Origin of the sequence: Actinomadura decatromicini, assembly GCF_008121305.1 — a bacterium.
Lineage (GTDB): Bacteria > Actinomycetota > Actinomycetes > Streptosporangiales > Streptosporangiaceae > Spirillospora > Spirillospora syzygii.
Genome location: NZ_VSRQ01000007.1, coordinates 113,367 through 134,278 on the forward strand (window position 1 = coordinate 113,367; position 20,912 = coordinate 134,278).

General features: G+C 75.7%; 20 protein-coding genes. 9 read left to right on the forward strand and 11 right to left on the reverse strand.

All coding sequences use genetic code 11. The features are described from left to right. Positions 1-88: 88 nt before the first annotated feature. Positions 89-2,914: a hypothetical protein gene (locus FXF68_RS30120; protein WP_148765138.1), complete on the reverse strand. Its 2,826-nt coding sequence runs from the start codon at positions 2,912-2,914 to the stop codon at positions 89-91. A 230-nt stretch (positions 2,915-3,144) separates the two neighbouring features. Between FXF68_RS30120 and FXF68_RS30125 the strand changes: the two genes are divergently transcribed. Beyond that, positions 3,145-4,161, forward strand: coding sequence for an EamA family transporter (locus FXF68_RS30125; RefSeq protein ID WP_148765140.1), 1,017 nt, complete (start codon positions 3,145-3,147; stop codon positions 4,159-4,161). Positions 4,162-4,212: 51 nt separating this feature from the next. On the opposite strand, the gene FXF68_RS30130 is transcribed toward FXF68_RS30125, so the two are convergent. Beyond that, positions 4,213-4,986, reverse strand: coding sequence for an ABC transporter permease (locus FXF68_RS30130; RefSeq protein WP_148765142.1), 774 nt, complete (start codon positions 4,984-4,986; stop codon positions 4,213-4,215). Between the two features lie 30 nt (positions 4,987-5,016). Beyond that, entirely contained in the window at positions 5,017-6,117 is a 1,101-nt protein-coding gene (locus FXF68_RS30135) for an ATP-binding cassette domain-containing protein (RefSeq protein WP_148765144.1), read from the reverse strand. Between the two features lie 100 nt (positions 6,118-6,217). On the opposite strand from FXF68_RS30135, the gene FXF68_RS30140 reads away from it, so the two are divergent. Continuing rightward, positions 6,218-6,916, forward strand: a complete 699-nt coding sequence (locus FXF68_RS30140) for a TetR/AcrR family transcriptional regulator (RefSeq protein WP_148765146.1) — start codon at positions 6,218-6,220, stop codon at positions 6,914-6,916. Between the two features lie 95 nt (positions 6,917-7,011). Continuing rightward, the gene (locus FXF68_RS30145; RefSeq protein WP_148765148.1) at positions 7,012-7,383 is read left to right on the forward strand and encodes a YybH family protein; all 372 of its coding nucleotides are present in this window, start codon (positions 7,012-7,014) and stop codon (positions 7,381-7,383) included. Between the two features lie 44 nt (positions 7,384-7,427). Here the strand turns inward: FXF68_RS30145 and FXF68_RS30150 are convergent, their stop codons facing one another. Next, positions 7,428-8,570: an alkene reductase gene (locus FXF68_RS30150; protein WP_148765149.1), complete on the reverse strand. Its 1,143-nt coding sequence runs from the start codon at positions 8,568-8,570 to the stop codon at positions 7,428-7,430. A 73-nt stretch (positions 8,571-8,643) separates the two neighbouring features. Here FXF68_RS30150 and FXF68_RS30155 point away from each other — a divergent pair, with 73 nt between their 5' ends. The 5 genes from FXF68_RS30155 (at position 8,644) to FXF68_RS30175 (ending at position 14,247) form a co-directional block, all read left to right on the forward strand. Continuing rightward, positions 8,644-9,516: a sigma-70 family RNA polymerase sigma factor gene (locus FXF68_RS30155; RefSeq protein WP_148765151.1), complete on the forward strand. Its 873-nt coding sequence runs from the start codon at positions 8,644-8,646 to the stop codon at positions 9,514-9,516. 117 nt (positions 9,517-9,633) lie between these two features. Further along, positions 9,634-10,194, forward strand: a complete 561-nt coding sequence (locus tag FXF68_RS30160; RefSeq protein WP_148765153.1) for a YdeI/OmpD-associated family protein — start codon at positions 9,634-9,636, stop codon at positions 10,192-10,194. 173 nt (positions 10,195-10,367) lie between these two features. Beyond that, on the forward strand, positions 10,368-10,940 hold the full coding sequence (locus FXF68_RS30165) for a dihydrofolate reductase family protein (protein WP_148765155.1): 573 nt from the start codon (positions 10,368-10,370) through the stop codon (positions 10,938-10,940). A 92-nt stretch (positions 10,941-11,032) separates the two neighbouring features. Then, a complete protein-coding gene (locus FXF68_RS30170) occupies positions 11,033-12,238 on the forward strand; it encodes an AI-2E family transporter (protein ID WP_148765157.1) in 1,206 nt (401 codons plus the stop codon). 107 nt (positions 12,239-12,345) lie between these two features. Continuing rightward, positions 12,346-14,247, forward strand: a complete 1,902-nt coding sequence (locus FXF68_RS30175) for a glycoside hydrolase family 3 protein (RefSeq protein WP_148765159.1) — start codon at positions 12,346-12,348, stop codon at positions 14,245-14,247. Positions 14,248-14,376: 129 nt separating this feature from the next. On the opposite strand, the gene FXF68_RS30180 is transcribed toward FXF68_RS30175, so the two are convergent. Beyond that, a complete protein-coding gene (locus FXF68_RS30180; RefSeq protein ID WP_148765162.1) occupies positions 14,377-15,117 on the reverse strand; it encodes an alpha/beta fold hydrolase in 741 nt (246 codons plus the stop codon). An 82-nt stretch (positions 15,118-15,199) separates the two neighbouring features. Here FXF68_RS30180 and FXF68_RS30185 point away from each other — a divergent pair, with 82 nt between their 5' ends. Next, positions 15,200-16,162 carry a helix-turn-helix transcriptional regulator gene (locus FXF68_RS30185; protein ID WP_148765164.1) on the forward strand — a complete coding sequence of 321 codons (963 nt, stop codon included), beginning with the start codon at positions 15,200-15,202 and terminating at the stop codon, positions 16,160-16,162. Positions 16,163-16,172: 10 nt separating this feature from the next. On the opposite strand, the gene FXF68_RS30190 is transcribed toward FXF68_RS30185, so the two are convergent. The 6 genes from FXF68_RS30190 to FXF68_RS30215 form a co-directional block, all read right to left on the reverse strand. Then, a complete protein-coding gene (locus tag FXF68_RS30190; protein ID WP_148765166.1) occupies positions 16,173-16,742 on the reverse strand; it encodes a GNAT family N-acetyltransferase in 570 nt (189 codons plus the stop codon). A 9-nt stretch (positions 16,743-16,751) separates the two neighbouring features. Continuing rightward, complete coding sequence (locus FXF68_RS30195; RefSeq protein WP_148765169.1) at positions 16,752-17,711, reverse strand: YihY/virulence factor BrkB family protein; 960 nt, start codon at positions 17,709-17,711, stop codon at positions 16,752-16,754. 14 nt (positions 17,712-17,725) lie between these two features. Continuing rightward, positions 17,726-18,310 carry a DUF3618 domain-containing protein gene (locus tag FXF68_RS43245; protein ID WP_148765171.1) on the reverse strand — a complete coding sequence of 195 codons (585 nt, stop codon included), beginning with the start codon at positions 18,308-18,310 and terminating at the stop codon, positions 17,726-17,728. Then, complete coding sequence (locus FXF68_RS30205; protein ID WP_246179025.1) at positions 18,307-18,837, reverse strand: phage holin family protein; 531 nt, start codon at positions 18,835-18,837, stop codon at positions 18,307-18,309. The genes FXF68_RS43245 and FXF68_RS30205 overlap by 4 nt, the downstream gene beginning before the upstream one ends. A gap of 117 nt (positions 18,838-18,954) precedes the next feature. After that, positions 18,955-20,079 carry an AAA family ATPase gene (locus FXF68_RS30210; protein ID WP_148765173.1) on the reverse strand — a complete coding sequence of 375 codons (1,125 nt, stop codon included), beginning with the start codon at positions 20,077-20,079 and terminating at the stop codon, positions 18,955-18,957. Beyond that, complete coding sequence (locus FXF68_RS30215; RefSeq protein WP_148765175.1) at positions 20,063-20,851, reverse strand: RNA ligase family protein; 789 nt, start codon at positions 20,849-20,851, stop codon at positions 20,063-20,065. The genes FXF68_RS30210 and FXF68_RS30215 overlap by 17 nt, the downstream gene beginning before the upstream one ends. Positions 20,852-20,912 lie beyond the last annotated feature (61 nt).

Here is a 20,912-nt window from a genome sequence, read left to right on the forward strand (position 1 = left end):
CCATCGTGACCGCGCCCACCGACATTTCCGCCGTCCCCGCAGGGCTCCAAAACCCTTACGGGGACGGCGATTCCGGCGCCCGCGCAGGTCAGCGGCCGGACAGCTCCGCCGCCAGGCCCTCGAAATCGGCCGCCGTCAGCGACAGCGCGCTCCCGATCGCCCGCGTCTCCTCCGCGCTGCCGAGATGCCGCGTCGCCGCCCGGTCGAGGTAGGCCTCGACGAGCCGCGCGCCGGTCAGCCGGCCGCGCGGACGCAGCGTGCCCACGTCCCGGTCCACCACCGCCCAGGCGTCCGCGCCGAGCCGCAGCCGGCGCTCCTCGGCCAGCAGCCCCACCAGCGCCGACCGCGCCGCCGCGTCCGACAGGTCCGGCAGCCGCACCGCCCGCAGGTCGGTGACCAGCTCCGGCGACGCCGCCGACAGCTCCCCGACCCGGTCCGGCTCGCACGTCGCCAGCAGCGCCGTGTCGTTCACGCCCTCCAGCCGCGTCCGGTACAGCGCGGACGCGTACGCCGGGCCCTGCGCCTCGTCCAGGATCAGGCCGTCCAGGCCGTCCAGCAGCAGGACGTGCCCCGCGTGCTCCTCAAGCGCCGCGCGCAGCCCGTCCGGGCCGTGCTCGCGCAGGTCCTCGGCGTGCGCGGAGCGGACCTCGCCGCTGGAGGCCGCCACCTCCGCCAGCGCCGCCGCGACCATCCGCGCCAGCCGCCGCTGCCCGCTGGACGGCGTCCCGATCAGCAGCAGCGCCGGAGCCGACGCGCTCGACACGTCCTGCCCGCGCAGCCGACGCGCCCACTTCCCGCGCCGCCGCACCTCCGTCACCACCCGCTCGATGTCGTCGGCGCCGCACAGGAACCGGATCCCGTACGCCTCGGCGACCTGCGGGCTCTGCTCCGGGACGGGCGCCGCCCGCAGCGGCGGGGGCGGCTCGGGCACCGGCGCCGGCGGCCGCGGCAGATCCGCGGGCCGCTCGCCCACCCGCTCCCCGGCGGGCGCGGACGGCGCGGCTGGTGCGGGCGGTGCGGGCGGGGGCGGGACGGGACCCTCCGCGCCCGGCCACGCCGGGCCCCGGTCGAGCTGGGTCTTGAACGCGTCGGTGTCCAACTGCGTGTGCTGCGGCTCCGACGGCCACACCGGCTCCGCGGGCGCGGGCGGCGGGACGGGCGGAGCCGGAGCGGGCCGGGCCGGAGGGGGCGGCAGCGGGGGAGGGGTGTCGGCGGTGGTCGCGTCCGGCGACGGCCACGCCGGGGCCGGATCGTCCACCGGAGGCGACGGCTCCGGCACCGACGGCGCCTGGAACGGCGCCGGAGAAGAAGGCGGCGGCTCCGGGTCCGCGGGCGGCGGGACCGGCGGGGCGGACGGGGGCGGAACCGGCGCGACCGCGGGCGGCGGGCCCGGCGCGTCCCGCGCGGGCTCGGGCACCGGCGCGACCGGTGCGACCGGCTGGTCGGCACCCGGCTCGGCGCGCTCGGCGGCCAGGTGCGCGCGGGCGGCCTTGATGATGTCCCACGCCGACAGCTCGTCGGTGGACGGCGGCGTGTGCAGCGCCGGGGACGTCAGCTCCGCCGCCACCGCCTGCGGCACCGCGAACCCGGTCGCCGGGGGCGGCACCTGCGCCAGCCGGCACCACGTCAGCCCGAGCGTGTAGGTGGTGGCCAGCAGCGCCGCGAGCGCCTCGGCGGGCGGCGCCGTCCCCGGGGCCGCGGCCTGCGTGCCGCGCAGCGCGTCCGGCAGCCGCCCGTCGCGCGGCCACAGCGTCCGCAGCGGGTTCGCCGGGTCGGCCAGCACCGCCTGCAGCGTCCGGGCGCTGTCGGGGTCGAGCCACTGCTGCACGGCGGCGAGCGCGCCCGGCGCGGCCTGCAGGTCGGCGGCCAGCACCGCGACGCCCGCGCGGCGGACCTCGTCGTGGCCGCGGCCCGGCGCGGCCGGCCGGGGCCCGGTCAGCTCCGCGACGATCTCCTGCAGGTCGTACAGGGCGAGGCGCAGGTACTCCCCGGGCGCGGTGTCGCGGACCATCGGCGTCGCGAACTCGGCCGGGCAGCGCCGCCGCCACTCCTGCACGATCGCGCCCGGCCCGTACCGGACGGTCGCGAGGTCCTGGTTGACCATCCGCAGCGACGCCGCCGTGATCGCCGCGAGCGCGTCCGCGCCCGGACGGAACCGCGGGTCGCCCCGCAGTCCGGCCGCGACCTCGTACATCACGCGGGCGACGTGCGCGGCGCCGCCGCCGTCGCCCGCGCCGAGCCGGTGCACGTAGTACCCGGCGAGGGTCGCGAAGTCGGGCGGCATCATCCAGTGCAGCTGCTCGGCCGACGTCGTCAGGAACGGGACGAACGACTCGATCAGCGGATGCTCGGTCAGCGCCACCGGCGACCCCGCGCACCACAGCAGCGCTCCCCACGCCGCCGCGACCGTGGACGGCGTCCCCGGCTGGAACATCGGGTCGTGCTGGGCGAACTGCTGCGGGTCGACCGCCAGCGCCGTGGTGAGCGCCTGGGAGATCCCCGCGACCACCGCCGTGTCGGGGACGGGCCCGAGGAACCCCAGCGGCGCGACCCGCCCGGCCGAGAGGTCCGGGCCGGTGGGGAACAGCTGCGGCGGGACGGGCGGCGTGCCCGCCCCGCGCGGGGCGGGCACGGCGACGCGGCGGTCCTCGAACGCGGCGGGCGGCGGGCACGGATGCCACGCGCCGTCCAGGCCGCACCGGTACCAGCGGCCCCACGCCCCGTAGAGCCACCACTCCCCGGCGCCCCACAGCATCCGCGCGGCGATCTGCGCGGCGCGGTCGGCGGGCTGGGCCGTCCGCCACCACGGGGAGGCGACCAGCTCGCGCACGTTGCCCTCGACCGACGCGAACAGGTCCCCGCTCGGGCCGCCACCGGTTCCGCCGGGCCCGCCCCCGGCCGCCTGCCAGCTCATCCGGCGATAGTAGTGGCCGCGGCGCCGCGCCCGTGCGGCGTGCCCGGCAACACGGCGCCGCCGGTCAGGGCCGCTTCCCCGGGCGGCTTCCCGGGCGCCTCGCGGCGGGAGGGCGCGGCGGGGCGGCGGCGGGGTCCACCCCCCTTGTTGTAAGGAGTGTCCCTGCTATACGTTCATTAACCGTTGGTTCCCCGGCCGTGCCGGGACGGCGGCGAGGATCGGGAGCGGCGGTGGACGGTGCGGCGCGCACGCGCGCCTGGGGCGTGGGCCTCACGGTGTTCTCCTCGGTCTGCTTCGGCGCGTCCGGGCCGTTCGGCAAGGCCGTCATCGAGGGCGGGCTCAGCCCGCTGCAGGCGGTGTGGCTGCGGATGGCGGCTGCCGCCCTCGTCCTGGTCCCGCTCGCCGCGCTCCTGCGCCGCCGCGCCCTCACCCGCGGGCTGCGCCGCGACCTCGTCCCGGTCGCCGCCTACGGCGTCGTCGGGATCGCGGGCTGCCAGGCGTTCTACTTCCTCGCCGCGTCCCGGCTGCCGGTCGGCGTGGCGATCCTGCTGGAGTTCTGCGGCCCGGTCATGGTGCTGGCGTGGCTGCGGATCGTCCGCCGCGCCCCCGTGCACCGCACCGCCGCCGGCGGCGTCGCCGTCGCGCTCGCCGGGCTCGTCCTCGTCGTGCAGGTGTGGCAGGGACTCGGCCTCGACCCCGTCGGCCTGGCCGCCGGGCTCGCCGCCGCCGCGTGCCAGGCCGCCTACTTCCTCATCGTCGACCGGCTCGCCGGACGCGTCGACCCGATCGTGCTCACCGCCTCCGGGTCCGTCGTCGCGGTCGCCGCGCTCACCGCGATCGCCGCGCCGTGGACGCTGCCGTGGGACGTGCTGCCCGCCCACGTCGCCGTCGGCGGGCACACCGCCCCCGGCTGGGCGCTCATCGCCTGGATCGGGCTCGTCAGCACCGTCCTCGCCTACCTCACCGGCGTCGCCGGGCTGCAGCGCCTGCCCGCGCAGGTCGGCGGCGCGATCTGCTACACCGAGGCCGTCGCCGCCGCGCTCATCGCCTGGGCCGTCCTCGGCGAGACCCTCACCCCCGCCCAGCTCGCCGGCGGCGCGATCGTGCTGACCGGCGCCTACATCGCCCAGCGCGCCGCCATCGCCCGGCCCGTCCCGCCCGCCGTCCCCGCCACCCCGGCCACGGCCACAGGAACCACGGCCGCAGGAACCACGGCGACCGGAACCGCGGCCCCGGTCGGCCCCTGACCCCGCCCGGCATCTCCGCGGACGGCCTCTCCCGGCGGGACGGGTGGGCGATCAGGCGTGCTCGGCGCGGAAGCGGCGCGCGCCGAGCGCCACCGACACCACCAGCAGCACCGCCGTGACCAGTGCGCCCTCCGCGACCGCCGCCGTGGCGTAGTCGCCGCGGAACGCCGCCCGCGCCGCGTCCACCACGTACCGGAACGGCGTCAGCCGCGACAGCACGTCCAGCCAGCCCGGCGCCAGGCTCATCGGCAGCAGGATCCCCGACAGCAGCAGCAGGGGCAGCGTCACCGCCGACAGCAGCGGCGCGAACGCGTCCTCGCTGCGCGTCCGCAGGGCCAGGACGTAGGACAGCGACGCCACGCTCACCGCCAGCGACACCACGAACACTAGCCCCACCGCCACGCCGCCCGCCGGGGCCCGCAGCCCCAGCGCCAGCCCGGCCCCCACCAGCAGCACCGCCTGCGCGCCCACCACGGCGGTGTCGCGCAGCACCCGGCCGAGCAGCAGCGCCGTCCGGCTCACCGGCGTGACCCGCAGCCGCTCCAGCACCCCCGACCGCAGGTCACCGATCAGCCCGAACCCCACGAAACCGGCCCCGAACAGCGTCAACTGGATCAGCACGCCCGGGACGAACGACTGCCACGCGTCGCCCGCCCCGAACCCGCGCACCTCCACCAGGTCCGTCAGCAGCGGGCCGAACAGCACCAGGTACAGCAGCGGCTGCAGCGCCCCGAACACGATCGCGACCCTGCTGCGCAGCGTCTGCCGCAGGCACCGCAGGAAGATCAGCCGCGTGTCGGACGCGGTCCGCGCGAGAGACGTCACAGGACTCCTTCGAGACACGCCGGACGCCGCTCAGGCGGCCGGCACGGAAGACGGACCGGACGAAACCGAACCCGAAGCGGGCGCGCCGGGCGAGGAAGGGGCGGACGGCGGCCGCGCGGGGGAGGGGTCGGTCGGGTCGCGCAGCGAGCGGCCCGTGACGGCGAGGAACACGTCGTCCAGGGTCGGGCGCGACAGGCTCAGCGACGCCAGCTCCACGCCCGCCCCGTCCAGCGCGCGGATCAGGCCCGTCAGCGACTTCTCGCCGTCCTCGACCGTCAGCCGCACCACCCGGCCCGCCACCGCCGCCTCCCGCACCGCCGGATGCCGCGACAGCGCCTCCCGCGCGGCACCCACCGCACCCCCCGCACCCGCCCCATCGACCACCCCGTCGGCCGCCGTGCCCGTTCCGGACGCGGCCGGGTCGGCCAGTTCCAGGACGACGACGTCGCCCGCGACGCGGCGCTTCAGCTCGGCGGGCGTGCCCTCCGCCACGATCAGGCCCCGGTCGATGATCAGCAGCCGGTCGCACAGCGCGTCCGCCTCGTCCAGGTAGTGCGTGGTCAGGAACACCGTCGTGCCGTCCCCGTCGCGCATGGCGCGGATGTGCTCCCACAGGTCGCCGCGGCTGTGCGGGTCCAGGCCGGTGGTCGGCTCGTCCAGGAACAGCAGCGGCGGACGGTGCACCAGCCCGAGGGCGATGTCCAGGCGGCGGCGCTGCCCGCCCGACAGCGCCCCCGACGGGCGCGCGCCCAGCCCGCCGAGGTCGAGGCGGGCGCACAGGTCGGCGATCCGCGCGGCGCGGTCCGGCACCCCGTACAGGCGGGCCTGCAGGTCCAGCTCCTCCCCGGCGGGGACGGACGGGTCGGTGCCGCCGCCCTGCGCCACCACCCCGATCCGGCGCCGCACCCCGGCCGGGTCGGCGCGCAGGTCGCGGCCCGCGACGGTCGCGGTCCCGGCGGTGGGCGCCAGCAGCGTCGTCAGCATCCGCAGAGTGGTGGTCTTGCCCGCGCCGTTCGGGCCGAGGAACCCGACGATCTCGCCCGGCGCGACCGACAGGTCCACGCCGCGGACGGCCTCGACCGTCCCGTGCCTGCCGGTGAAGGTGCGGGCCAGCCCGCGCGCGTCGATCACGGTCACCTCCGAGGAGCCGGGTGCAGAAGCCGCCCACAGTAACCCCAAATTTGCAGTGGCACCAAATTTTAAGCGACACCAGTGAAGGTATATTCTCCGCATGGGAGACGAGATCGCGACCGGCGGGCAGCGGGAGGACGGGCGGGAGCTCGGGCTGCGCGAGCGCAAGAAGCGCGAGACCCGGCGCCGTATCGCCGACATCGCCACCGGGCTGTTCATCATGCGCGGCTTCGACAGCGTCACCATCGCCGACGTCGCCCGCGCCGCCGACGTGTCGGTCAACACCGTCTTCAACTACTTCCGCACCAAGGAGGACCTGTTCTTCGACCGGCAGGCCGAAATCGTCGAGCGCGCCGCCGCCGCGTTCGACGAACGCCGCCCCGGGGAGAGCGCCGCCGCCCTGTTCCGCCGCTCCTTCATGGAGGGCCTGGACGCCGGCGCCTACCAGACCGGGTTCCACGAGGGCTCGGAGACCTGGGCCAGGACCGTCCAGGACAGCCCCGCCCTCATGGCCCGCCAGCGCGAGATCGCCCGCCAGGCCCAGGACGCCCTCGCCGAGCGATTCGCCGAGGCCACCGGCGCCGACCCCGACGACATCACCCCCGCCATCGCCGCCGCGATGGTGTTCGCCGCCGTCACCGGGCTCACCGACCACGTCGTCCGCCGCAAGATCGCGGGGGAGACCCTGGAGGAGATGCGCGACAGCGTCTACGCCAACGCCCGCCGCGCCTTCGACCTCCTCGAACACGGCCTCGGCGACTACGCCGCCGCCCCGCCCGACGACACCCCCAACTCATAACCTTCACTTCTGGGTCGTAGAAGATCCATGTCTTGGACTTATCGGACGGCGGGCCGCATCCTGGAAGGGAGACACACCGAACCAGGGGAGCGACCATGACAGAGCGCGAGAAGGCCATGCGGCCCGAGGACATCACCCGGCTGTTCGTCGAACGGTCCAACGCCGGGGACGCCGCCGGCGTCGCCGCGCTGTACGAGCCCGACGCGGTCCTGGCCTACCCGCCCGGATCCCAGACCGTCGGACGCGACGCCATCCAGGCCCTCTGGGAGAAGGTCCTGGCCGCCGGGCCCCGCTTCGAGCCCGAGGAACCGCTGCCGACCCTCGTCAGCGGCGACATCGCCCTCACCTCCACCCCGCCCCGCGACGGCGCCGGGGCCCGCGCGCAGGTCGTCCGCCGCCAGCCCGACGGGAGCTGGCTCCGCGTCCTCGACCAGCCCGAGTTCGTCCCCGTGACCGGCGCCGCCTGAGCGCCCCGCCCGGCCCGGCCCCGGCCCGGCGGCGGGGCGGCCGGTCAGCCGGGCCAGATCGGGTAGTCGACGTAGCCGCGCGGGCCGCCGCCGTACCGGGTCCCCGGATCGTCGGACGCCGGCTCCACGCCCAGCGCGAACCGGGCCACCAGGTCGGGGTTGGCGATGAACGGCGACGCGAACGACACCGCGTCGGCGATCCCCGCCTCCACGACCGCGTTGCCCGACTCCCGGCCGAAGCCGTGGTTGGCGATCAGCGGCCCGCCGAACAGCCGCCGGAACCGCGCGAACCCCGCGAAGTCGGGGACGGCGCCCGGCCGCGGCAGCGCCCGCCCCCGCAGATGCAGGTAGGCGAGCCCCCGCCGGTCCAGCTCGCCCACCAGGCCGTCGTAGCGGGCGAGGGTCGCCTCGTCGGCGGTGTAGGGGTAGCCCTCCGCCGGGCGGTGCGCGTCGGCCGCCGTCCACCAGGGGGACAGCCGCACGCCCGTCCGGGCCGGGTCCCACGCCGCCGCGACCGCGTCCACGACCTCCAGCGGCAGCCGTGCCCGGTCCGCGCCGTACCCGTCGCGGCGCACGTTGAGCCGCGGGTTCAGGAACTGCGCGAGCAGGTACGCGCCGTTCGCGGCGACCTCCACGCCGTCGAACCCGGCGCGGCGCGCGTTGGCCGCCGCCGCCGCGTACTCGGCGACGGTCCGGTCGATGTCGGCGGCCGTCATCTCCCGCGGCGTCACGGTCGGCCTGGGCCCGGCGCCGGTCCGGCACGTCTCGCCCGGGTTCACCGGCGACGGCCCGGCGGGCCGGTCCCCGCCCAGATGGTCGGGATGGGAGTGGGCGCCCGCGTGCCACAACTGCAGGACGATCCGCCCGCCGAGCGCGTGCACCACCCCGGTGACCCGCCGCCACGCCTCCACCTGCGCCTCGGCGTGGATTCCCGGCACCCGCGGGAACCCGACCGCCCGCTCGCTCACCCACGCGCCCTCCGCCACGATCAGCCCCGCCGTGGCGCGCTGCGCGTAGTAGGCCGCGTGCAGGTCCGTCGGCGCCCGTCCCGGACCGGACGCCCGCGCCCGCGTCATCGGCGCCATCACCACCCGGTTCGGCAGCGCCAGCCCGCCGAGCCGCACGGGGCCCAGCAGCGGCTGGTCCCGGCCGTTAGGCTGGTCGGGACGCCGTACGTCTCGCACCATCGCTCCGCCTTCCTTGCGGTGCCGTCCATTCGATGCCACCGAACAGACGGATCCCGACGAGGAAAGGTGACCGATGTCCGAGCACGCCGTCCTGGCCGATCGGTTCGAGGCCCACCGCGACCGGCTCCGCGCGGTGGCCTACCGCATGCTGGGCTCGCCCGGCGAGGCCGACGACGCCGTCCAGGAGGCGTGGCTGCGCCTCACCCGCGCCGACCCCGCGCGCATCGACAGCCTGGAGGCGTGGCTGCGCACCGTCGTGTCCCGGGTGTGCCTGGACATGCTCCGCGCCCGCGCCGCCCGCCGCGAGGACCCGCTCGACCGGCACTCGCCCGTCCAGGCCGAGGACGGCGACCCCGAGCACGAGGCCGAGCTGATCGACTCGGTCGGCCGCGCCATGCTCGTCGTCCTGGACGCCCTCGGCCCCGCCGAACGCGTCGCGTTCGTCCTGCACGACGTGTTCGCCGTGCCGTTCGACCAGATCGCCGCCGTCGTCGACCGCAGCCCCGACGCCGCCAAGAAGCTCGCCAGCCGCGCCCGCCGCCGCGTCCGCGGCGCCCCCGCCGCGCCGCCCGCCGAACTCGCCGCGCAGCGCCGCGTCGTCGAGGCGTTCCTCGCCGCCGCCCGCGGCGGCGACCTGGACGCCCTCCTCGCCGTCCTCGCGCCCGGCGTCGTCCGCACCGCCGACGCCGCCGCGCTCGCCCCCGGCCGCCCCCGTACCGTCACCGGCGCCCGCGACGTCGCCCGCGAGGTGCGGATGTTCGGCCGCCGCGCCCGCTACGCCGCACCCGCCCTCGTCGGCGGCGCGGCCGGCGCCGTCGTCGCCCCGCACGGACGGCTCCTGCTCGCCCTCGCCGTCACCGTCCGCGACGGCCGCGTCGCCGCCTACGAGATGATCGCCGACCCGGGCCGGCTCCGCGCCCTCGACATCGCCGTCCTGGACGACTGACACCCACCCCCATCCGCATAGACTTCCCGGACCAGACCAGACCGCCAGGAGATCGACGCATGCGCACCCCGACCAGCACCGCCGCCGCCGCCCGCGGCGCCGTCACCGGCCGCTGACATGGACGACCCGGGCAGCGCGCTGCACTTCGCCGACGCCGCCGAATGGGAGGCGTGGCTGGCCCGCCACCACGACGCCGGCGCCGGGGTCTGGCTGACGATCGCCAAGAAGGGCGCGCCCGTCGCGTCCCTCACCATCGCCGACGCCCTCGACGTCGCGCTGTGCTACGGCTGGATCGACAGCCACCGCAGATCCCGCGACGAGCACAGCTACCTGCAGCGGTACTCGCGGCGCCGCAAGGGCAGCCCCTGGTCGGCGAAGAACGTCGCCAAGGCCGAGGCGCTGATCGCCGCCGGGCGGATGCGGCCGCCCGGCCTCGCCGAGATCGACGCCGCCCGCGCCGACGGACGCTGGGACGCCGCCTACGCCGCCCAGCGCGACGTGTCCGTCCCACCCGACCTCGCCGAGGCGCTCGCCGCCCGCCCCGGCGCCGCCGCCCGCTTCGACGCCCTCGACAAGACCGCCCGCTACCTGCTGATCCTGCCGCTGCTGAAGGCCCGCACCCCCGCCGGGCGCAAGGCCCGCCTCGACCGCGCGATCTCCGACCTCCTCGACACCTGACCCCCGCCGCGCCCCGGCACGGGCCGGGGAGTCCGGGCGTTCGCCGGTGTTCTGTCGGTGCCGCCGCATACTCTTCCGGAACCCGAGCACGACCGGGCACACGGCCCCGGAACCGGCGGGACGCCCCCGGGCACGGCGGCGGCACGACAGGACGAGACCTTCAGGAGACACAGATGCGCACCTTGATCAGCACCGCCTTCGTCTCGCTCGACGGCGTCGTCGAGGCGCCCGGCGGCGAGCCCGGCTACCGCAACTCCGGCTGGACGTTCAAGCACGTCGACTTCCTCCCCGACGCGTTCGAGATCAAGGGCCGCGAGCAGCAGGAGGCCACCGCGATGCTCCTCGGCCGCGTCAGCTACGAGGCGTTCAGCCCCGTCTGGCCCGACATGGCCGAGTTCGCCGAGTACAAGACGATGCCGAAGTACGTCGTGTCGACCACCCTCACCGAGGGCGACCTGGTCGACAACTGGTCCGAGACGACGATCCTGCGGTCCCTGGACGAGGTCGCCGCCCTGAAGGAGACCGACGGCGGCCCGATCATCGTGCACGGCAGCGCCACCCTCAACCACGGCCTGTCCGACGCCGGGCTCATCGACCGCTACCACCTGCTGGTCTTCCCGCTGCTGCTCGGCGCGGGCAAGCGGCTGTTCAGCGACACCGACAAGGACGCGCAGAAACTGCGGCTCGTCGAGCACGAGGCCTACGCCAACGGGCTGCAGAAGAACGTCTTCGACGTCGTCCGCTGACCGCCGCGACCGGCTGAAGAGTCGGCAAAGACCCGGTATCGGACGCACGGCGGCGGCCCGGCCGGGCCGGGCGGCGCGGTTAGCGTGCGAGCATGCCGCAGCCGCCCGGCGACACGGCCGCCTACGCGCCCGCCGACCTCCCGCCCGACGCGCCCGGCCCGCCCCACCCCGCCCGCAACGGCGGTGGCGGCGGCCCGCCCCGCATGCCGGGGTGGCTGCCCCGCGCGTTCCTGCTCGCCGGCGCGATCGTCCTGCTGTTCATGGCCGGGCTGTGGCTGCTGGAACGCCTCCGCGAACTGCTGCTGCTCCTGCTCACCTCCCTGTTCGTCGCATTCGCGATCGAACCCGCCGTCAACTGGCTCGCCCGCCGCGGCTGGCGGCGCGGCCCCGCGACCGGCCTGATGTTCGTCGTCGCCGCCGTCCTCGGCGCCGGGTTCCTCGGCGGCATCGGATCCCTGCTCGCCACCCAGGCCACCCACCTCATCGACGGGTTCCCCGGCTACGTCCGGCACCTCATCTCCTGGGTCAACGACACCTTCGGGACGCGGATCTCCCAGGACACCCTGTTCGAACGGCTCCCCACCGTCACCGGCACCCTGTCGCGGCACCTGTCCGGCCTCGCCCAGAACGTGTGGGGCATCGGCGCCACCGCCTTCGGCGTCGTGTTCAAGGGCCTCGGCGTGCTGCTGTTCAGCTTCTACCTGTCCGCCGAGGGACCCCAGTTCCGCCGCACCGTCTGCTCCCTGCTCCCGCCCCGGCGGCAGCGGCAGGTGCTGTGGGCGTGGGAGATCGCCGTCGACAAGACCGGCGGCTACATCTACTCCCGCGCCCTGCTGGCCCTCATCTCCGCCATCGCCCACTACCTCGCCATGCTCGGACTCGGCGTCCCCTACGCCGCCACCCTCGCCCTCTGGGTCGGCGTCGTCTCCCAGTTCATCCCCGCCGTCGGCACCTACCTCGCCGGGGCCGTACCCGTCGTCATCGCGCTGACCGTCGCGCCGTCCACCGCGCTGTGGCTGCTGCTGTTCGTCGTCGCCTACCAGCAACTGGAGAACTACCTCCTGCAACCACGCATCACCGCCCGCACCCTCGACATGCACCCCGCCGTCGCGTTCGGGCTGATCCTCGCCGGCGCCGCCGTCGCCGGACCCATCGGCGTCGTCCTTGCCCTGCCCGTCGGCGCCAGCATCCAGGCGTTCGCCTCCGCCTACGTCCGGCGCTACGAGATCGAGGAGCACCCCCTCACCGAACCCGTCGCGCCCGCCGGGACGATCATGCGGTGGCTCGGCCGCAAATGACCCCCCGCCGTCGTCGACCTTTGCCGTGGACGACGCCCCGGCGCCGGGTTACCTTGCCAGCGGAGAGCTTGATCATCGGGACTTCTCGGGGGCGGGAGGGAGCCGTCATGAACCGTCCCCGAAACCAGAAGACCGGACGGGGGAGCCCGCGGCGGCGGTGGGCCGCCGGGATCACCGCCGGGATCACCGCCGGGACGCTCGCCGTCACCGGACTCACCGCCCTCGCCCCCGGCACCGCCGCCGCCGGCTCACACGCCGGCTCACACGGCAGCTCACACGGCGGGAAGGACGCGGGGCTGCTGCGGCTGATCCGGTCCATGTCGCTGGAGGAGAAGGCCGCGCAGCTGTTCGTCCTGCAGATCTACGGCAAGAGCGCCGACACCACCGACCCGGCCGCCGTCGCCGCCAACCGGAGACTGTACGGGGCCGACAACGCCGCGCAGGTCATGGCCCGCTACCGGCCGGGCGGGTTCATCTACTACGGCGAGAACGTCGCCGACCCGCCGCAGCTCGCCGCGTTCTCCAACGGCATCCAGCGCGCCGCCGCCGCGCAGCCGCACCGGATCCCCGCCACCGTCGCCATCGACCAGGAGGGCGGCATCGTCGCCCGCCTCCAGCCGCCCGCCACCCAGTCGCCCGGCGCGATGGCCATCGCCGCCGGACGCCGCACCGCCGACGCCTGCGCCCTCGCCCGCATCACCGGCCAGGAGCTGCGCGCCGTCGGCGTCAACCAGGACTACGCCCCCGACGCCGACGTCAACGTCAACCCCGCCAACCCCGTCATCGGCGTGCGGTCCTTCGGATCCGACCCCTCGCTCGTCGCGTCCATGGCCGCCGCGCAGGTCGGCGGATACCGGTCCGCCGGGGTCACCCCGACCGCCAAGCACTTCCCCGGCCACGGCGACACCACCACCGACAGCCACACCGGCGTCCCCCGGATCGGCCACACCCGCGAGGAATGGGAGCGGCTCGACCTGCCGCCGTTCCGCGCCGCCATCGCCCGCGGCGTCGACTCGATCATGACCGCGCACATCATCGTGCCGTCCCTGGACCCCACCGGCGACCCCGCCACCCTCTCGCGGCCCATCCTCACCGGCATCCTGCGCGACCGGCTCCACTACCGCGGCGTCGTCGTCACCGACGCGCTCGACATGCAGGGCGTCCGCGACCGGTACGGCGACGAGCGGATCCCCGTCCTCGCCCTCAAGGCCGGCGCCGACGTCCTGCTCAAACCGCCCGCGGACGCCGCCGGAACCGGCGTGTTCCCCCGCCAGCTCGCCGGCGTCGTCGCCGCCGTCCGGTCCGGCGAGCTCACCGAGCGGCGCCTCGACGAGTCGGTGTACCGGATCCTGGACGTCAAACGGCGCCGCGGCCTGTTCCGCGACCCCTACGCCGACGAGACCCGCGTCGGCGACGTCGTCGGAACCCCCGCCCACCTGGCCGCCGCGCGGCGCGCCGCCGGCCACGCCGTCACCCTCGTCAAGAACGACGCGGGCGTCCTGCCGCTGCGGCCCGGACCGCGGAACGTCCTGGTCACCGGATGGGGCGCGGCCACCACCGCCTCCCTCGCCGCCGAGATCGCCCGGCGCGGCGCCGCCACGGCCGTCCGGCAGACCGGCCTCAGCCCCGGCAAGGCCCAGATCGACCAGGCCGCCGCCGACGCTAAGGGACGGGACCTCGTCGTCGCCGTCACCAACCGCGCCTGGGACGTCAAAGACGAACCCGGACACAACGGCCCCGGCCAGGCCGACCTGGTCAAGGCACTCGTCGCGACCGGGACGCCCGTCGTCGTCATCGCCGTCCGCGACCCCTACGACATCGCCTGGTTCCCCGAGGCCGCGACCTACCTGGCGACCTACTCCTACACCGCCGAAGCCGTCCGATCGGCCGCCGAGGCCCTGTTCGGCGAGCTGGACCCCGGCGGGCGGCTGCCCGTCGCCGTCCCCGCCCGCGACGAGCCCGGCCGCGTCCTCTACCCGTTCGGGCACGGCCTCCACTACCGGCGCTGACCCCTCCGCCGTGCGGGACCCGGTTCCGGAGCGGCAGCCGCCGCCGCGCCGGAACCGGGCCGCCCCATCATGACGGCACCCTGCGACATTCCGGCGCGGACAGCCCCCGAACGGCCCCTGGAATGGCGGTCAGGCGAGGTCGGCCAGGAGCGCCGCCAGGTCGGCCGGGCGCGAGAGCATCGGCCAGTGGCCGGTCGGCAGCTCGAGGTAGGTCCACTCCGGGCCGGTCATCGCCGCGAAGACCGGGACGCCCTCCTCGCCCATCCGCCGCACCGCCTCGATCGGGATCGTCGACGCGACCAGCGTCCGGGGCGTGTCCGGCAGCGGATCGGGACGCGCCGCCGGCTGCGACGCCGTCCCGAACGGCTGCGGCGTGCCGCGCTCGCGCATCGCTTCGAGGGTCTCCGCCGACAGGCCCGCGAGGTTCACCGGGTCGGCGTCCGCGTCGAACGGCGGGACGGGGATCGTCCAGCCGCCGCCGTCCTCGGCCACCCGCTTCTCCAGCGCCGCCCGCGTCTCCGGGTCGTGGAAGTCGATCCCGGCGAGGCCGTCCGGCATCGGACCGGTGTCGACGTAGACGATCCGCGCGATCCGGTCCGGGATCCGGTCGGCGGCGGCCGTGGCCGCCATGTTGCCGCCGCTGTGCGCGACGAGCACCACCCCGGTGAGACCGCCGCCCTCGACCACCTCGACGATGTCGGCCGCGTGGGTGTCGACGTCCACGTCCGGCGTCGCCTCAGCGGCGCGCTCGGCCACCCCGGTGAGCGTCACCGCGCGGACGTCGTGGCCCGCCGCGCGCAGCCCCGCGGCCACCCCGTCCCACACCCACGCCCCGAACCAGTGCCCCGGGACCAGTACGAATGTCGCCATGTCGGCCGTCCTTCCCTCCGTCGTCACGGTCCACGCTACGGTCGGTACCGGACAGAACCCGCCCGGATTAAGTGAGAGACCCGTGTCACATCCGACGACCCGCGTCCTGGCGATGCTGGAGCTGCTGCAGGCCAACCACCGCATGCGCGGCGGCGAACTGGCCCGCCGCCTCGGCGTCGATGAGCGCACCGTCCGCCGCTACGCCTCGCGCCTGGAGGACCTCGGCGTCCCCGTCACCGCCGACCGCGGCCCGCACGGCGGATACCGGCTCCTGCCCGGCTACAAGCTGCCGCCGCTCATGCTCACCGACGACGAGGCCGCCGCCGTCGTCCTCGGCCTGCTCGCCGCCCGCCGCACCGGCCTGACCGGCGCCGCCACCGAGAGCGCCCTGGCCAAGGTGCAGCGGGTGCTGCCCGCCGCGCTCCGCGACCGCGTCCAGGCGCTGCGCGACACCCTCGGATTCACCGCGCCCGCCCGCGACGCCGCCGCGCCCGGCACCCTGCCCGACACCGCCGCCGTCCTCACCCTCGCCGCGGCCGCGCGGGAACGGCGCCGCGTCCGGATGCGGTACCGGTCCTGGCGCGGAGAGGACACCGAACGGGACCTGGACGCCTACGGGCTGGTGTTCCACTCCGGCCGCTGGTACGTCACCGGGCACGACCACCGCAGCGGCGAGGTCCGCACGTTCCGCGTCGACCGGGTCGTGTCAGCCGAGCCCGGCGACGCCCGCTACGAGGTCCCCGGCGACGCCGACCCCGTCCGCGACGTCACCCTGTCGCTGGCCCGCGTCCCCTACGCGCACGAGGTCGAGGTGCTGCTGGACGCCGGGCTGGACGAGGCGCGCCGCCGCGTTCCCGCGACCGTCGCGACACTGACCGAGGAGCCCGGCGGGGGAGTGCTGCTGGCCGCCCGCGCCGAACGCCTCGACGGGATGGCGCGGATGCTGGCCGGGCTCGGGTTCCCCTTCACCGTCCGGCGGCCCGACGAGCTGCGCGGCCACGTCCGCGACCTCGCCCAGACGCTCGCCGAGCAGGCCGAACGCTGAACGCCGCTTCTCAGGAGGTGCGGTCGCGGGCGTCCCACTCGTGCCGCAGCATCGCGTACACGACCTCGTCGGACCACTCGCCCTTGACCATCTCGTTCTGCACCAGGTGCGCCTCCCGGCGCATCCCGAGCCGCTCCAGCACCCGCGCGGACGCGCTGTTGCGGCCGTCCAGCCGCCCGCACACGCGGTGCAGGTCCAGGCCCTCGAACCCGAGCCGCAGCACCACCTCGGCCGCCTCGGTCGCGAACCCCCGGCCGTGGAAGGCCGGGTTGAAGATGTAGCCGATCTCGCCCTGCCGGTGCTCCCTGCTGCGCCACTGCAGGTTGACCTCGCCGACCAGGTCGCCGGTCTCGCGCCACACCGCCGCGAGGACGAGCCAGTCGCCCTCCTTCTCCACCGTGGACGCGCTCATCTTCTGCTTCAGGAACGTGCGCGACTCCTCCCGGTCACGGGGCTCCCAGTACAGGAACCGCGCCACCTCGGGCAGCGACTGGTAGGCGTACAGGTCGTCGAGGTCGCTCTCGCGGAACGGCCGCAGGGTCAGCCGCTCGGTCTCGATCGGGTAGTCCGGACGGAGCATGCGACGATCCTATTCACGGTGATCGGCCTTGTGCGACCCGTGATCGCCGGGAATCGTGGTGTTTCGGTCGCCGGCGGGAGCCGTCCCGCCGCGCTCTGCCGCGCGGTCCTCGAGCTCGGCGTTCAGCTCCGCGCCGAGCAGGATCGCCAGGTTCGTGATCCACAGCCAGATCAGGAACACGATGATCCCGGCCAGGCTGCCGTAGGTCTTGTTGTAGGACGAGAACCCCGACACGTACAGCGCGAACAGCCCCGACGCCGCCAGCCACAGCAGGATCGCCAGGATCCCGCCGGGCGTCACCCACCGGAAGCGGTGCCTGGTGCTCGGCGCCGCCCAGTACAGCAGCGAGAACAGGAACGCCACGATCAGCAGCAGCACCGGCCACTTGGCGATGTTCCACGCGGTGACGGCCTGGGAGCCCAGCCCGAGCAGGTCGCCCGCCTCGCGCGCCAGCGGACCCGACACCACCACAGCGATCACCGACGCCGACAGCAGCACCAGCGACACCAGCGTCAGCGCCACCCGGAGCGGGACGGTCTTCCAGAACGGCCGCTTCTCCGGGACGTCGTAGACGACGTTGGCGGCGCGCATGAACGCCCCGACATACCCCGACGCCGACCAGATCGCCGCGCCCAGCCCGATCAGCGCTACCAGGCCCGCCCCGGCGCGGTTGCCCTGGAGCTGGTCGATCGAGCTGACCAGCACCTGCTTCACCGACCCTGGCGCGATCTTCCCCGCGCTGTCGATGAGGTCCGCGGTGACCGACCGTCCGGCGAGCCCGACCAGCGACACCACCACCAGCATCGCCGGGAAGATCGACAGGACGGAGTAGTAGGTGAGCGCCGCGGCCCAGTCCGACAGGTTGTCGCGCTGGTAGGCGGCGAACGCGCGTTTCACCGCCTGCCACCACGACCCTGCGGGCAGGTCCAGCGGCGTATCGGGTGCGCCCTTCGCGGGGGTGGCGCCCATGACCGGCCTCCCGCTCAGAGGAACGAACGACGGCGTCCGCGCCGTCCCGGCGTCCCGGCGGGCGTCTTCGCGGGCATCCGGGAGCGGACACCGGCGGGGATCCGGCCGCGTATCCCGCCGGGCGGCTTGCCGCGCATCCGGGAGCTGATCGCGGAGGGCATCCACGCGGGCACCCAGGCGGGCGTGCGCATGGCCTGCCAGGCGCGCCGTCCGGTCGTCCGCCGCGCGCGGGCGCGCAGGCCCGGGCCGGGGCGGCCGGAGCCGCGCAGCCGGTCCGGCATCGTGACGGCGCGGCCTCCGCCTCCGCCGGTCGAGCGGCGCTTGCGGAACCACACCGCGCCGAGCGCGGCGGCGCCCACCCCGGCGGCCCCCAGCCCGGCCCACTTGCCGCCCTGTCCGGCGGCGATGTCCCTGGCCCGGGCGGCGGCGTCGGCCGCGCGTTCGCGGGCCTGCTCCGCCTTCTCCCTGGCCAGGGCCTTCACATCGGCCTTGGCGGCGAGCAGCTCCACCGTCTCACCGAGGTCGTGGCGGGCGCGGTCGACGTCCTCGCGCAGCTCCGCCGTACCGGCGTCCGCGCCGTGCTTGCCCTGCATGGTCATCGGTGCGTCGCCCTCTCCTTGAGCTCGGCCATCGTCTGCTTGGCCTCGCCCATCGCCTGTTCCGGCTTCGGCGGCGTGGCGCGCCTGGCCTGGGCCCGGCCGAGGACCGCGAGGACGGCCGCGACCAGCATCAGGAACCCGCCGATGATCAGCGCCGCCGCCCACACCGGCAGCGCCACCGCGATCGCGGCGACCGCCGCCGCCAGCAGCACCGCCACCCCGTACAGGGCGACGAGCGCGGCGCCGCCGAGCAGGCCCGCGCCGGTCCCGGCGTGCCGGGCCTTGTCCTTCAACTCGGCCGCCGCCAGCCGCATCTCGGCGCGCATCAGCTCCGAGACCTGCTGCGCCGCCTGCTTGACCAGCTCACCCGTCCCGGCCTCGCGGCGCCCGTCCCGACCGGGGCGGGCGCCGTCGAACTCGGGGGCGCCGCCCCGGTCGTGCCGGTGCGCGCCCAGCATCCCGGACCCGGCCCCTGCCGTCGTTCCGGACTCGGTCTCGCCGTCGTATGTCGGCCGCACGATGCTCATCGCCTCCGGCCCCCTCACGTGCTCGTCGCGACGCTCGCTCAAAGAAGGTCGCCGAAACCCGTTCCCCCTGCTGGACGGCTAAACGTCCCCGCCCGCCGGGAAGGCGGCCGGACGGGGTCACACGGTGGTGAGCCAGCGGACGCGGTGCGCCTCGGTCGGGTCGGGGGTCTCCCAGCGGCGGACGAGCCGGTCGACCACCGCGTCCGGGACGGGCGAGGGCCGCCCCCGGTTCCGGTCGCGGACCACCTCCGGCGGCGCCTCCAGCGCCACCACCTCCACCCGCCCCCGGTACCCGGCGATCAGCCCCGCGCACGCCTCGCGCTGCGACCGCGACACGTTCGTGGCGTTCCACACGAACGACCGCCCGGCGCGCAGGTGCCCGCGGGCCTGCTCGTGCGCCGCCGCCGCGACCGCCCGCTGGTCCCCGGCCGGGGACACGCCGAGCTCGGCGCGCAGCCGGTCCAGGCTGACGACCGGGACGTCCGGGCGATGCGCCGCGATCCAGTGGTCCTTCCCGACGCCCGGCAGCCCCGACAGGACCGTCGCGGTCAGCCGCGTGTCGTCGTAGGCGGCGTAGCCGGGGTCGCGGCCGGGCTTGCGGAAGTACCAGAACCGGGCGTGGTCGGACGGGAACGCGCGCGGCCCGTCCAGGCAGCCCTCCTCCGCGCAGTACTCCCCGTACAGCGCGACGTTGTCCAGCAGCTCGGCCGAGTCGGGGCACACGCGGCCGAGGATGTCGGCCGACGCCAGCAGCACCAGGTCGCTGTTTCGGGCGAGAAGACTGACGCGGAAAGCGATCCGCTGCAGGTCGGGGCGCTCCAGCGCCCAGAACGGCACCTGGTGGTGGCGGATCAGCGCGGCGACGTGCTCGCGCCACTCCACCGGCGCGCCGAGCTCCCACAGGATCCGCCGCGCCATCAGGTCGCCGCGCCGCGAGTGGCCGCGCGCGGTGATCCGGCCGCCGTCGTCCAGGGCGGTGCAGTGCGGCTTGGCGACGTCGTGCATCAGCACGGCCGCGAACAGCCGCGTCCGCTCGCCGCGCGGACGGGACCTCCACTCCGGCATCGCCGCGAGCGCCTCGCACGCCATCCGGGTGTGGGTCTCGACGTCGCCCTCGCCGTGGAACACCGCGTCCTGCGGGACGCCCGCCAGGTCCCGGACCCAGCCGAACGCGTCGCGGACCCGGTCCCAGTCCAGGGCCCAGCCCGGCGGCTCCGGGCACAGCTCATCGAACATCCGCATACAGCACCTCCGGGTCGGCGAGGCCGTTGGCGACGAGCGGACGGTCCAGCCAGTGCGTCCCCGCGTCCAGGATCGCCGTGAGGAAGGTCGGCCGGACCCACTTGTACCGGTCGACGGTTCTGCCGCCCTCCTCCACCTTGATGTAGAGGCCCTCCATCTCCTCCGCCGCGTCGGACTCGGCGGCGGCGCGGTCGGGGTCGGCGCCGCCCGCTACCGCGGCGGCGCGCAGGGCGTCCCGCCACCGCGGGGTCCGGCACGTCGACGGCCCGGCGAGCGCGGTCAGCGCCGCCAGGTCCGGCAGCGGCCCCTCGTGCAGGACCGGCACCGACACCACGGGCGTCCCGGCCAGCAGGTCACGCCGCGCCGCCGTCGACAGGAACGTCCCGTCCGACAGATCCAGCACGTCGAACTCGCAGAAGTAGTGGGGGAGCGCGTCATAGAAGACGGTGTGCTTGGCGTACAGCCACTCCCCGTACAGCACGTACCGGTCGCCGAGCCGTTCCCGCAGCACGTGCTGGACGGACGCCGCCCACGCCTTCAACGGCCCGAACTGCCGCTCGCGGGGCCCGCCGGTCAGGTAGTGCCCTCGGCTCTGCAGCCGCAGCTCCCCGGCCGGGGTGAAGCTGATCCCGGCGTTGGCGCCGTCGAGCTTCTCCTCCACGACCAGGTACCGCCCGGCGACGTCCGCGAACGGCGCGGCCACGAGGTCGTGGTCGCCGGGCTGGAGCCGGGACCCCTCGATGTGCCGGGTCCGGGGGTACTTGCGGAGCATGCCGACCGTTGTAAGGGACCGCCGCCGCCCCCGCCAACCGGTTTTCCCGCCCGGACGGCCC

Excerpts from the sequence above, each read along its gene's own strand:
- FXF68_RS30190 (WP_148765166.1), bottom strand. The coding sequence starts at position 16,742 with ATGCTCCGTCCGGACTACCCGATCGAGACCGAGCGGCTGACCCTGCGG.
- FXF68_RS30165 (WP_148765155.1), top strand. The coding sequence starts at position 10,368 with ATGCGCACCTTGATCAGCACCGCCTTCGTCTCGCTCGACGGCGTCGTC.
- FXF68_RS30160 (WP_148765153.1), top strand. The coding sequence starts at position 9,634 with ATGGACGACCCGGGCAGCGCGCTGCACTTCGCCGACGCCGCCGAATGG.
- FXF68_RS30215 (WP_148765175.1), bottom strand. The coding sequence starts at position 20,851 with ATGCTCCGCAAGTACCCCCGGACCCGGCACATCGAGGGGTCCCGGCTC.
- FXF68_RS30155 (WP_148765151.1), top strand. The coding sequence starts at position 8,644 with ATGTCCGAGCACGCCGTCCTGGCCGATCGGTTCGAGGCCCACCGCGAC.
- FXF68_RS30210 (WP_148765173.1), bottom strand. The coding sequence starts at position 20,079 with ATGCGGATGTTCGATGAGCTGTGCCCGGAGCCGCCGGGCTGGGCCCTG.
- FXF68_RS30140 (WP_148765146.1), top strand. The coding sequence starts at position 6,218 with ATGGGAGACGAGATCGCGACCGGCGGGCAGCGGGAGGACGGGCGGGAG.
- FXF68_RS30195 (WP_148765169.1), bottom strand. The coding sequence starts at position 17,711 with ATGGGCGCCACCCCCGCGAAGGGCGCACCCGATACGCCGCTGGACCTG.
- FXF68_RS30120 (WP_148765138.1), bottom strand. The coding sequence starts at position 2,914 with ATGAGCTGGCAGGCGGCCGGGGGCGGGCCCGGCGGAACCGGTGGCGGC.
- FXF68_RS30180 (WP_148765162.1), bottom strand. The coding sequence starts at position 15,117 with ATGGCGACATTCGTACTGGTCCCGGGGCACTGGTTCGGGGCGTGGGTG.
- FXF68_RS30205 (WP_246179025.1), bottom strand. The coding sequence starts at position 18,837 with ATGAGCATCGTGCGGCCGACATACGACGGCGAGACCGAGTCCGGAACG.
- FXF68_RS30145 (WP_148765148.1), top strand. The coding sequence starts at position 7,012 with ATGACAGAGCGCGAGAAGGCCATGCGGCCCGAGGACATCACCCGGCTG.
- FXF68_RS30175 (WP_148765159.1), top strand. The coding sequence starts at position 12,346 with ATGAACCGTCCCCGAAACCAGAAGACCGGACGGGGGAGCCCGCGGCGG.
- FXF68_RS30170 (WP_148765157.1), top strand. The coding sequence starts at position 11,033 with ATGCCGCAGCCGCCCGGCGACACGGCCGCCTACGCGCCCGCCGACCTC.
- FXF68_RS43245 (WP_148765171.1), bottom strand. The coding sequence starts at position 18,310 with ATGACCATGCAGGGCAAGCACGGCGCGGACGCCGGTACGGCGGAGCTG.
- FXF68_RS30150 (WP_148765149.1), bottom strand. The coding sequence starts at position 8,570 with ATGGTGCGAGACGTACGGCGTCCCGACCAGCCTAACGGCCGGGACCAG.